A 12,828-nucleotide genomic window follows, 5' to 3' on the forward strand; every position below is an offset into this window, starting at 1 on the left:
TCATGTCCGTCTTTATTTTTGGCTTGATTTTCGTATTATAAGTTTAGTAGGGACAGAAATTTCAATTGGAAAATCTCTGCCATTGTTTCTTGACTCTATTAATAAGAATATAGATTCTGCCATAGATTTTATATTTAAATCAAGACTTGTTAATGAGATTGAAGAGTATGTAGCAAGATTTGAATTATCAAATGATATAATCTTTACATCATCTGGAACTTTTATATTATAATCAACCAATGCCTTTACTACACCCATAGCTAAAAAGTCGTTAGCAACAATATAAGCCTTTGCTAAATTGCTAGTTTTAATTTGATTTTCCATCATTTCATAACCACTAGCCATAACATATTCACCATTCATAACATATCTCTTATCAAATAAATCAGCCTCTTGAGCCTTTGATTTAAATAATATTAGTCTTTCATTAGGAATAATCTTTCCATAGCTTTCATTATTTGATGATATTTTTACATCTGCCCCTATAAAGCCTAAACTATCGAGATTAAGTGTAAAAATGTGTTCAAATATCTTATTCATACCATCTTGAAAATTAGGTCTTATAGAGTCATATTCAACAGGTGGTGGCGATGAACCTATAAAAATAACCTTATTAGTATAGTCCAATATATCTTTTATTTGCTTGTTATTAATATGCCCCATTACTAAAAAATAGTCGAATGAATTTTTAATTTTACTAATATCTACAAAATTTAAATGACAATATTCTACAAAATATCCTCTCTTAGTACAGGATGATTGAACTTCATTCCATAGTTCAATAAAATATGGATTTGAAAACTGGTTTTTATTTGAGACACCAGTAATGAGAGCAACTTTTTTATTTGAATTCTTAATTATATTACTATCTTTTTTGTTTTTTACCTTGTAGTTATTTTCTTTAGCTATTTTAAAAATTAAATCTCTAGTTTCATTCTTTACCTTAAATTTATCATCATTAGATAAAACTCTTGAAACTGTAGCTATTGAAACATTAGCCAACTTAGCTATATCTTTTAACCTAGCCATAATTACCTACTTTCATACTAATAATAGTATTTTACCATTAATTAAGAAATAATAATAGTAATATATTTTTACTAAAAATCTAACTATTAACTTTTAATAAAGTATTAGATTAAATAATGATATTATAGAGATATTCATATAGGACATATAAAAAGAACTATTTACCGTAATAAGAAAACGATTGACACAGATAAAATAATTTAGTAAAATTAAGACGAAATATAATAAATTTACTAAAAATATACTAGCATTTTACTTGAACTTAATAAAATAGTTCTACACTAGAATAGAAAATTAGTAAAAACAAAAAAAGGAGAAGAAAATGAAACTAAAAAAAATTGTTGGCATGGGAATTTTAGTCCTATCACTTGTATTTGTTGGATGTTCATCAAATAATGATACAGCAAATAAAGCTAGTAATACCAAAAATGAAGATAGTCAAAATTTGAAAAATGTTGGCAAAGATACAATAATTGTATATTCAAATGCAGTAAGTGATGGTCGAGGAGATTATTTTAAAGAAAAAGCAAAAGAAGCAGGATTTGATGTTGAAATGGTAGATTTGGGAGGAACAGATCTAGTCAATCGTTTGTTAGCAGAAAAAAATGCGCCAGTAGCAGATATTGTGTTTGGTCTTAACGAGATGAATTTTAAAAAATTAGCTAAGGAAGATATGTTTGAACCATATAAACCGAATTGGTTAGATCAAGTTATGGACGGCATAAATATTAATGAGGAAGGCCTATATTCACCAATGGATATGGCAAGGGTATTTCCAATTTATAATAAAGAGTTTGTAAAAGAAGAGGATATACCTAATGATTGGTCAGATTTTTACAATAATGAAAAATATAAGGGCCTTTATAAGGTTCAAAATGGACTTGGTGGTGCTACAGATACTGCAGCCATGTATATTCATTTAATAAATTATAAGGATGAGTCTAAAGATATGGGTGTCAAAGAAGAAGCTTGGGATAAGCTATCAAAATGGTTTAAGAATGGATATCAAACACCTGAAGGTGAAGATTGGATTCAAAATTTTGTAGATGGAAAAGTTCCCTATGCTTATACATATATGGCAAAGCCAAGTGAAATAGAAAAAGAATATGGAGTAAAAATAGGAATCATTAACCCTAAGTCTGGTGTTATTCAAACTGTTGAACAAATAGGAATAATAAAAGATGGAGAAGATAATAAAAAAGAGAAGGAATTTGTAGATTGGATAGGTTCAACAGATGTTATGGCTGGATTTGCAGAAGGATATAATCAAATGCCGGTAAATAAGAAAGCTCAAGAAAGTGCTCCAGAAGGACTCAAAAGAGTTATGGAAGAAACTACACCAGCTGAAATAGATTTTGATTTTGTTGGTAAATATATAGACCAATGGGTTGAGTATGTAGAGTTAAATATACTATAGTTATCAATAATATCTAAAATAAGAGCTTATCTACAAGTAGGAGGATTTATGATTAATGTAGAAAATGTCCAAATTAAATATGGAGATTTTATAGCTATGGATGAAATAAACTTTGAAGTAAAAGAAGGTGAATTTTTCACCTTCTTGGGTCCTTCTGGTTCAGGTAAATCTACTATGCTAAGGGCGATAGCGGGATTCTTAAAGCCATCTAAAGGAGATATAAAAATTCATGATAAAGTTATAAATGATTTAGAAATTGAGGATAGAGGAATAGGAATGGTATTTCAATCATATGCACTTTTTCCATCTATGAGTGTATATGATAATATTGCTTTTGGCCTAAAAGTCGAAAAAAAAGATAAAGAATTTATTGATAAAAGGGTTAGAGAACTTGCAAAAGTTGTAGATTTAACAGATGATCAATTAGAAAAAAATATATCTGATTTATCAGGTGGTCAACAACAAAGAGTTGCTATAACTCGTGCTATGGCAAAAAAACCAGAAATTTTGGCTATGGATGAGCCTTTAAGTAATCTTGATGCAAAACTTAGAAAATCGTTAAGGGGAGAGCTAAAAAAGATTCAAAGAGAATTAAATGTAACAACTCTATACGTAACCCATGATCAGGAAGAAGCCTTAACTTTATCAAATAGGATAGCGGTATTTTCAAATGGACATTTAGAACAAGTTGGAACACCAAAAGAAATATATGAGAATCCGCTTACAGAATTTGTATGTACTTTTATAGGAGATAGTAATAAGCTTAGTAAATCATTAGTTTCAAAAATTGCACCTAATAAAAATATAAGTGAATATGATAGCTTTTATATAAGACCAGAACATATAAGTACTAGTGTTAATGATGGTATCCTTAATGAAAATGAAATGATATTTGAATTTGAAAGTGAAGATTATTATGGAACTCATTATATTTATCATTTAATAGATAAAGAGAGCAAGATAAAAATTTCTACAAAAGAATATAGGTCAGAAAATAATCGATTTAAAAAGGGAGAAGAAGTAAAAGTTAGGTTTGATATAGAAAAAATTCATTTGTTTAAGGGGTGTTAGATATGGAGTTAAATAAAAATAAGTCTAATAGAAAAATATTTAATCTAATTGTTCTTATAGGGGTCGTAACAATACTTTATTTCTTGATTTCCTTTGTATTTCTTCCAAATATAGCAGTTTTAAAAACTTCTTTTGTAAAGGATGGAAAATTAACTTTTACAGCAATTAATAAAATATTTAAGTCTACAAGGGCATTAGACGCCTTGAAAAATTCATTTTTAATGGCTGTTACTCTACCTATAACAGTATCTATCGTAGGTATAATACAGGTACTGTTGATAGATTATTTTGATATTAAGGGAAGTAAGTTTTTAACTCTAACTTATCTTATACCATTAGTGTTTGGAGGATTGTTAATAAATAATGGATATATTTTTGCGTATGGACCAAATGGTATATTTACAAATTTAGTAGCAAATATTAATCCGGGTATTGATAGGTATTGGTTTTTAGGTTACCGTGCAGCACTTATTGCTATGACTTTCGGTTGTACAACAAATTATATGTTGTTTTTTAGAAATTCACTCTCAGGTATTGATTATCATACTGTGGAAGCTGCTAAAAATCTTGGAGCAAGTCAATGGACAATATTGAGTAAAGTAGTTTTTCCTCAAGTTAGACCAATGATTATTACTTGTGTAGTTCTTTTATTCCAACAAGGTTTAACAGCTTTTGCAGCACCGCTTATATTGGGTGGAAGAGATTATCAGACAATTATGCCTTTGATACTAACGCTTGCAAACAGGCCGGCTTCAAGAGATATAGCAGCAATACTTGCTTTACTTCAAGGAGTATTTCAGATAGGGGTATTATTTGTAGTTCAAAGAATGGAAAAAGGTAAAAACTACATGTCTATATCAAAGACTAAGGCAAATCTTAAAAAACAAAAGATTAAAAAGCCTATGGTCAATGCTTTATTTCATATAGTAGCTTATTTACTTGCCCTTTTAAACCTAATACCTTTTGTTTGTGTATTAGTTTTTTCATTTACAGATTATCAAACAATTGGTAGTGGAAGAATAAGCCTTTCATCATTTACTTTAGAAAATTATAAAACAGTTTTGACTGACCCATCAGCATATGAACCTTTTGTAACATCAGTAGTATATGCCTTACTTGCAGCCCTAGTAGTAGCTATAATTTGCATAGGAGTAGGCAGACTTTCACAAAAAAGAGATAATATTTTTACAAAAATATTGGAGCTTTTAATTTATACACCTTGGATTCTACCAGGTATATTATTTGCTTTAGGTTTAATCATCTTATATGGAACCCCACAATTTTGGGTTGGAAACAATGTCTTAACAGGAACTTTGGTGATTATGCTTATAGCTTATATAGTAGTATTATTACCAAATACTTATAGGTTTGTAAGAGCATCATATTTTGGAGTTAATGAAGAATTAGAAGAAGCAGCTAAAAATTTAGGTGCAAGTAAATTTTATACATTCTTTAAAATAGTACTTCCAGTTATAATGCCAACAGTTTTAGCGATGTTTGCCTTGAATTTCAATGGAAAACTCAGTGAATATGAAATATCTGCTTTTTTATTTCATCCACTAAGGCCAACTTTGGGAATAGTTATAAGGTCTAATGCAGATGCTACAGCAGCTATTGATGCTAAAGCTATAAACTTAGTTTATTCAACTATATTAATAGCAATATCCATGCTTGTAGTTTGGATAGTATATTATGATGGATTAAACACAATTAAAAGCAAATTTATAAAAAAGAAATCTTAATTTAATAAAATGAGGGAATATGAATATATCAAAAGAAATTTATAAAGAAAACAATGAGGTTTTGATAAAAAAAATAAAAGAAAAGGGATTTTTAATTGCAGCTCACAGGGGAGTGTGGGGTGGAAATATAGCACAAAATACTCTAAATTCTACAAATCTTGCTTACAAATTTGGGACGGATATTGTAGAAATAGATGTAGGAAAAAGTCTCGATAATAAATTCTTTGCCTTTCACACCAATAAAGAAAAGACAATTATAGGTGTTTATAAGGATTTTGAAAAGATGAAAAGCGATGAAATTAATAAATATAAAATATTAAATCAATTATTTGAAGAGTCTAATTCAAATGTAGAAGAATTTATAGAAATAATTAGAAATGCTAATAAGGATATTATATTTCAAGTTGATAGAGCGGAAAGATATTTTCCAGAGATTTTGGACTTATTATGTGATGAGCTTAGTACAGATTATTTAAAGAGAATTATGATAAAATGTTCAATCAATGATAGAAACCTAGATATATTTGAAAAATATCAATATAAATTTATGATAATGCCTATACTTAGAAAAGTAGACGAAATTAAGATTTTAGAGAAATATTCAAATATAAATCTTATAGGTATAGAGGTTATAGCAGAAGATAAAGAAAGTGAAACCTTTGGTAGAGAATTCATTGAAAAGCTAAAGGAAAAATTCAATGTTCTTATTCAAATAAATGCTATCAAACTTGACAAAAATACTGACCTTTATGCTGGAATTGATGATGACATTTCTCTAACAAATCATCCGGATAAGGGATGGGGGAAATTATTAGATTGGGGTTGTGATATAATCCAAACTGATTGGGCATTTGCTTTAGACAAGTATAGGGAAAATAGATAAACAAGAGGTATTTGATGTTTTATTACTCAATTACAACATATTTAGATTTTTTTGCAAGAATCATTATATCTTGTATTTGTGGATTTATAATTGGGTCAGAAAGAGAAACTAAGAGGAAATTTGCTGGAGTGAGAACTCATACAATAGTTGCCTTAGGATCATGTGTGGCCATGATTGTATCGAAATATGGTTTTTATGATTCTCAAAATTTTGATGCTGCAAGAATTGCAGCCCAAATTGTATCAGGTATAGGCTTTTTAGGAGCAGGAGTAATATTTGTAAAAAATAATGGGGTAACAGGACTTACTACAGCGGCAGGCATATGGACCACATCAATTATAGGAATGTCTTTTGGTTCAGGACTATACCCAATAGGGATAACTGCTACATTTTTAATCATTATTTTCCAGCTATTTATATAAAATTAAGAGATTTTAACTCAGGGCTTTTCGCAAATATATAAAGTTGGCTTTAAAAGTCTTATTTCAGAAATTTAGAAAAACTAAAATTTATTTAAAAGATATAGGTGATTCTAATATTAAATAATATTTAATAAAAAGAGAATAATTTAAATTTTAAGGGAAATTAATAAGTATATATCAGTTTATTTTCTGATAAAAGAAAATAACTAATACATAATATATATAGATTAATATTATAAGATTTTTTCTTCCTTAAAAGGTTTGTGTATCAGCCTAAATTCTGACATGATATGTACCCTTATTACTGGACAGACCAGTAAGGATGGCACATATCAATAAAAGGGTAATGGTTGATACATTTTTTATATATCAGTTGTTATCATTTCTATATAAATAGAGCTTGTTTTACTCTCATATGAATTAATAAACTTTCAAAGTTTCATAAAAATTTATAGATATTTTATATATGATTCTAATTTTCCTTTAATAATATTAATAAATGAGATAATATATGCTCCTATCCTTTAATCTTATATCTCCATTGCTTGATGCATCTACCATAGCAAAGTATAGGATTTTTTGGACAATGGGAATTTGGAAAAATTGTTTTGTTTTTTTGTTAAATCATTGTAGGAATTAAGGTATTTAAATTACCTTTTATTTTTACAAATTTATATGGATTCTGTCTTATATTACATTATTAATTAAATATTAAATTAGAATTATTCGAACTATTTTTTGACATAAATAAAAAAGCTTGACAAATGTAAAAATTATAATTATAATTATAAAAAATGAAGCAGAGAAAATGATTAAATTAAAGGAGGTAATTTATGAATTAATTAAGCTCATATAGGAAATTTATTGTTAAAAATTAGGAAAACGTTAATTAGGAGGGGTTATGGATTTTTTAACTAAATTAGCAGAAGGGTTTATTGGTATTTTTAAAGCAGGTGGAGAATCTTTCATGGGTTTTGTTACAGGAATAATACCTTTAATAATATGTTTAATGACATTTGTTACTGCATTAATAAAAATAGCTGGTGAAGAAAAAGTAGATAAATTTATGCAAAAAATAACTAGTAATTTAGTACTTAGATATACAGTATTTCCTGTAATAGCTGTATTCGTATTAGCAAATCCAATGTGTTATACATTTATTAGATTTGTAAAAGAAAAGTATAAGCCAGCAGTTTATGATGCTATGGTGTCTTTTGTTCATCCGATTACGGGACTATTTCCTCATGCAAATGGAGGTGAATTATTTGTATATTTAGGTATAGCGGAAGGATTTAGGCAACTTAATATATCTCAAGCCAGTCTAGCGGTTAGATATTTTATTGCTGGAATAATCGTTATTTTAATTAGAGGTATTGTAACTCAAAAGCTTACAGAAATAATGGCTAATAAACAAAATGTTGATTTAGATGCATTAGATGAGGTGAAATAAATGAGTGAATTTAAAACAATTAAAATTATAAAGGGAAAAGGTGGATTTGGTGGTCCTTTAGAATTAACTCCAACAGAAGAAAAAAAATATGTAATTTCCGTAACAGGTGGAGGAATAGACCCTGTGGCTCAGAAAATTGCGGATTTGTCAGGAGCTATTGCGGTAGATCAATTTAAGAACCCAGTAGATAAATCGGAAACATTTGTGGCTGTAATTGATTGTGGAGGAAATTCAAGAGTTGGAACTTATCCAAGGTTAGGAATACCAACTGTAGATATAAAAATGCAGGGTCCAGCTGGTCCATTGGCTAAATTTATAACAGAAGATATATTTGTTTCTGGAGTAACAGTAGATGATATATATATTTCAGATGGATCAAACTCTGAGAATGATGATAACTTAATTCATAATGAAAAAGATGAAGATTTTGATACAAAATATAAAAAAATAAAAGATGATCAAAAAAATAAGGAAGAATCTAAAGGTTTCATAGATAAGATTGCAAGAGGGGCAAGTAAGTTTACAACTATTTTTTATCAATCAGGTAGAGAAACAATTGAAAATGTAGTGACTAATATATTACCATTTATGGCTTTCATAGCAACAATTATTGGGATAATCAATTATACAGGAATAGGAAATATTATAGCTAAAGCATTGGTACCTTTATCTGGTAATTTAATAGGATTAATTCTTGTAGGAGTTATAGTAGGCTTACCATTTTTATCTCCACTGTTAGCACCAGGTGCAGTTATGGCAGCAATTGTTGGTACTCTTATAGGCCAACAAATCGGAACAGGTGCAATTCCTCCATCATATGCTTTACCAGCATTATTTGCTATAAATGGTCAGGTTGGATGTGATTTTATACCAGTTGGATTAACCTTGGGTGATGCAGATCCTAAGACTATTTCTGTTGCTACACCAGCAGTATTATTTTCAAGAGTTATAACTTCTCCACTAGGGGTATTAATAGGATTTTTATTATCTCTTGGAATGTAATTTGTTACATTTATGATATTTATAAATTAGACAGGAGTATATAAAGATGAAATTTAATTTTTATGCATTAACAAAAAAAAATAAAATAGAATTATTTTCTAGAGATATGAGTGCTATAGAAGATGATGAGATTTTAGTTAAACAGATGGCTTGTAATATCTGTACAACTGATTATCAACAATGGCAAGGAAAAAGAGAACATCAAGGATACCCTATGGCTGGAGGTCATGAGTGTGCAGGTATAGTGGTAGCTAAAGGGAAAAATGTTGGAGATTCTTTTGGAATAGGAGATCATGTAGCAATTGTATATGATTATTGCGGGGTGTGTGAATCTTGTAAAAAAGGTTATATTACAAATTGTGAAAATATAGATCAATTTGGAAAAAATTATTCAAGCGAATTTTATGGTATCTTTGGTTTTGCAGACTATTTTAAAAGAAAAGCTAAATCTTTTGTAAAGCTATCCAAAAAATTAGATTTTTCTGAAGGAGCTTTTGTAGAACCTCTTTCTTCAGTAATAGCAGGAATAGATAAATTAACGATAAATTCCGAAAGCAATGTAATTGTTATCGGATCAGGAACTATGGGAATACTAAATGCATTATATGCAAAAAGCTTAGGTGCAAATGTAATTATCTTAGGAACAAATGAAAAGAAAAATAAAGTTGCAAATAGATTAAGTCTAGATACTATTAATCCTAAAGATTGCTCATATAAAGATTTGATAAAAGAAAAATTCAACAAAAAATTAGCCGATATAGCAATAGTTGCAGCTGGTTCTAGTTCGGCAAATCAACAATCTTTAGATTTGACTAAGAATTATGATGCACAAATTTTATTTTACGCTGCCGGTTACCCAAAACCAGAATTAAAAGTTGACTCTAATATGATTCATTATAGAAGATTAAATATGTATGGGGCATATGGATCAAAGCTATATGATTTTAATAGAGCTGCTGATTTATTATCAAATAACTCTATAAATGTAAAACCTTTAATAGAAGCAAAATATAAGTTCAGTGATATTGATGATGCATTCAAAAAAGCCGCAACAAAAGATAGTTTCAGAGTATCATTAATTCTAAATGAGGAGAAATAAATGAAAAAATGTTTAATATTTGCTGATTTATTTATCAATGAGCAAATGATGAGAGATGGATTTAAACCTTTAGAGGATATTGGATATCAAATTGATATTAGAAACTGGTATCATGATAGCTTAGAAGCACTACAAGATGATAATATTTTGCTCGAACATGAAGGAAGCGAAGCTATTGAGTTGCCAGAATCTTTCAAAAAAAATTTAGAAGATTATGAAATAATAATTACTCAGTTTGCACCAATAGGAAAAGATATCATTAATAAAGCTAAAAATTTAAAAATACTAGGAGTATTAAGAGGAGGAACTGAAAACATATGTAAAGAATACGCTGAATCTAAGGGTATCACAGTATTTAATACTATGGGTAGGTCTAATATTTCAGTATCAGAATTTACAGTAGGTTTAATGATATCAGAATCAAGAAATATAGCTAGATCAAATTACAGTTTAAAAAATGGGGAATGGAGGAAAAAATTTCCTAATGGAACATTACCTTTATCAATTAAATCTTCAACTATTGGTTTAATAGGTTATGGGTCAATAGGGAAAGAAGTGGCAAAACTGTTGTCATCATTTGGACCTAAGATAATAGTTAATGATGACTATATTGAAAATGTAGAGAAATTTGAAAAAGTAAGCAAAGATGAGTTGTTAAAAAGGTCGGATATAATTTCTATACATACTAGATTGACAAAAGAAACAAAAAATATGATAGATTATGAAGATTTCGATAAAATGAAAAATTCTGCAATTATAATAAATACAGCTAGAAGTGGATTGATCAGAGAAAAGGCACTCTTAGATGCCTTGATTAATAAAAAAATAGCATCTGCCTCAATAGATGTATTTGATATAGAACCATTGCCTAAAGATCATCCATTTACAAAATTGGATAATATAACAATTACTAGTCATATTGCAGGTTCAACTTTAGATAATTTTAAAAATTCTCCAAATATATTGGTAAGGAGTATCTTAAATAAATTGAATGAATAAAATAATAATTGCTTTAATAATTATATCAATACTACAAACTTTTGCTAGATACAAATATTTGAAATATTATAATACAAAAATCAAAACATTATATAAAAAATATAATTCAGGATATTTCGGAATAGGAATAGATAAAAGAAAATTTTTCAATAAAACAATATTTGTATTAATAATTGATAAATATGAAAATATTTTAGAAGCTCAAGTTTTAAAAGGTATTAGCATATTTTCAAAATTTAAAGAATTAGATAGTATTAAAGGTTGTAATCTTTCTGATATTAAATCAAAAAAAGAATATGAAAAATATAAAATTGCAATTGACAGTGCATATGATCAAATAAGAGATATAAAATAAAATTATAATTTGCTTTTGTAAATAAAGTTGACAAATGTAAAAAAAGCTTTTATACTATATATAGAAAAGTTACAATATGATAATTTTATTTAAAGGAGTAAAAAATGACATTATATGATCAACTAAAAAAAAGAGAAGAAGAAAAAAATCCTATTAAAGTAGGAGTAATTGGTGCAGGACAAATGGGAAGAGGTATGATTGCACAAATCTCCACAATTCCAGGAATGATTGTCACTGGTATTTCAGATTTAAACTTGGAAGCGGCAAATAAAGCTAGAGATGCTTTTAATAAAAATCTTGATAATAAAGTAGACATACTAACCTCAACTGATTACAGAGATGTTATTAATAATGATGAAGTAGAAGTTGTTGTAGAAGCAACAGGTGTCACTGAAGTCGGCGCAAAGGTTTGTTTAGAATCACTTTTAGCTAAAAAAAATCTTGTTCTTTTAAATGTAGAGATAGATATTACTATTGGATCTATAATGAAAAAATTATTTGATTCTGCTGGATTAGTATATACAGGATCAAACGGTGATGAACCTGCAGAAGTTGTCAAACTTTATGAATTTGCTAAGGCAATGGGTATGGAAGTATTAGTTGCAGGGAAAGGTAAAAATAATAAATTAAAAGTTCATGCAAATCCGGATACATCAAGAGAAGAAGCAGATAGAAAGAATATGAATCCACATATGTTAACCGCTTTTCAAGATGGTACAAAAACTATGGCTGAAATGAATCTTCTTTCTAACGCTATAGGATTTAAACCTGATATAGTAGGAATGCATGGTATATCTGGTGATTTAGATGGAACTGTTGACCAATTAAAATTAAAATCTGAAGGAGGAGTACTTGATAACTATGGTGTTGTAGAATATGTAGATGGTTTAGCCCCAGGAGTATTTGTTATTGTAAAAGGCCAAAATGATGGAGTAAAAGAAGAGTTAAATTATTTAATGAAAAAAGGTGAGAAAGATAGACATATATTATATAGACCTTTCCATTTGGCATCATTAGAAACACCAATATCTATAGCTAAAGCTGTTTTAAATAATGACCATTCTATAGTACCTTTAGGAATTCCTGTTTCTGATACAGTTGCATATACCAAAAAAGATATTAAAAAAGGTGAAATAATCGATGGTATTGGTGGTTATTGTGTAAGAGGAGTTATCGAGAAACATGAAGATTGTATGAACAACAAACATATTCCAATTGGTTTAATAACCGGAGATACTATAGCAAAAGAAGATATACCAGCTGATTCTTATCTAACTTTCGAAAATACAGAAATCGATACAAACACATCAGTGTATAAATTAAGAAAACTTCAAGATGAGTTTATAGGATAATTATTAA

General features: G+C 28.4%; 11 protein-coding genes and 1 pseudogene. 11 read left to right on the forward strand and 1 reads right to left on the reverse strand.

The window, feature by feature from the left end; genetic code table 11:
• Positions 1-12 precede the first annotated feature (12 nt).
• Positions 13-1,029 (reverse strand): LacI family DNA-binding transcriptional regulator, encoded by a 1,017-nt coding sequence (locus HV819_RS06230; protein WP_154540166.1) that lies wholly within the window; start codon positions 1,027-1,029, stop codon positions 13-15.
• A 322-nt stretch (positions 1,030-1,351) separates the two neighbouring features.
• On the opposite strand from HV819_RS06230, the gene HV819_RS06235 reads away from it, so the two are divergent.
• The 11 genes and pseudogenes from HV819_RS06235 to HV819_RS06285 all read left to right on the forward strand — a co-directional run bounded on the left by HV819_RS06235 (position 1,352) and on the right by HV819_RS06285 (position 12,821).
• Positions 1,352-2,446: an extracellular solute-binding protein gene (locus HV819_RS06235; RefSeq protein WP_154540168.1), complete on the forward strand. Its 1,095-nt coding sequence runs from the start codon at positions 1,352-1,354 to the stop codon at positions 2,444-2,446.
• Positions 2,447-2,494: 48 nt separating this feature from the next.
• Positions 2,495-3,517: an ABC transporter ATP-binding protein gene (locus tag HV819_RS06240; RefSeq protein WP_154540170.1), complete on the forward strand. Its 1,023-nt coding sequence runs from the start codon at positions 2,495-2,497 to the stop codon at positions 3,515-3,517.
• A gap of 2 nt (positions 3,518-3,519) precedes the next feature.
• The gene (locus HV819_RS06245; RefSeq protein WP_176269757.1) at positions 3,520-5,259 is read left to right on the forward strand and encodes an ABC transporter permease; all 1,740 of its coding nucleotides are present in this window, start codon (positions 3,520-3,522) and stop codon (positions 5,257-5,259) included.
• A gap of 19 nt (positions 5,260-5,278) precedes the next feature.
• Complete coding sequence (locus tag HV819_RS06250) at positions 5,279-6,142, forward strand: glycerophosphodiester phosphodiesterase family protein (protein WP_154540174.1); 864 nt, start codon at positions 5,279-5,281, stop codon at positions 6,140-6,142.
• Positions 6,143-6,156: 14 nt separating this feature from the next.
• Positions 6,157-6,561, forward strand: a pseudogene (locus HV819_RS06255) (MgtC/SapB family protein); the annotation flags it as partial.
• Between the two features lie 904 nt (positions 6,562-7,465).
• Positions 7,466-8,014 carry a PTS glucitol/sorbitol transporter subunit IIC gene (gene srlA / locus HV819_RS06260; RefSeq protein WP_154540178.1) on the forward strand — a complete coding sequence of 183 codons (549 nt, stop codon included), beginning with the start codon at positions 7,466-7,468 and terminating at the stop codon, positions 8,012-8,014.
• Complete coding sequence (gene srlE, locus HV819_RS06265; RefSeq protein WP_154540180.1) at positions 8,015-9,016, forward strand: PTS glucitol/sorbitol transporter subunit IIB; 1,002 nt, start codon at positions 8,015-8,017, stop codon at positions 9,014-9,016.
• Positions 9,017-9,062: 46 nt separating this feature from the next.
• Positions 9,063-10,115 (forward strand): alcohol dehydrogenase catalytic domain-containing protein, encoded by a 1,053-nt coding sequence (locus HV819_RS06270; RefSeq protein WP_154540182.1) that lies wholly within the window; start codon positions 9,063-9,065, stop codon positions 10,113-10,115.
• The gene (locus tag HV819_RS06275) at positions 10,116-11,114 is read left to right on the forward strand and encodes a 2-hydroxyacid dehydrogenase (protein ID WP_154540184.1); all 999 of its coding nucleotides are present in this window, start codon (positions 10,116-10,118) and stop codon (positions 11,112-11,114) included.
• A complete protein-coding gene (locus HV819_RS06280) occupies positions 11,107-11,469 on the forward strand; it encodes a transcriptional regulator GutM (protein ID WP_154540186.1) in 363 nt (120 codons plus the stop codon). Before HV819_RS06275 ends, HV819_RS06280 begins: the two co-directional genes overlap by 8 nt.
• A gap of 104 nt (positions 11,470-11,573) precedes the next feature.
• On the forward strand, positions 11,574-12,821 hold the full coding sequence (locus tag HV819_RS06285) for an NAD(P)H-dependent oxidoreductase (protein ID WP_154540188.1): 1,248 nt from the start codon (positions 11,574-11,576) through the stop codon (positions 12,819-12,821).
• Positions 12,822-12,828: the final 7 nt, after the last annotated feature.

The sequence above is a fragment of the Anaerococcus faecalis genome (genome assembly GCF_013371425.1).
Lineage (GTDB): Bacteria > Bacillota > Clostridia > Tissierellales > Peptoniphilaceae > Anaerococcus > Anaerococcus porci.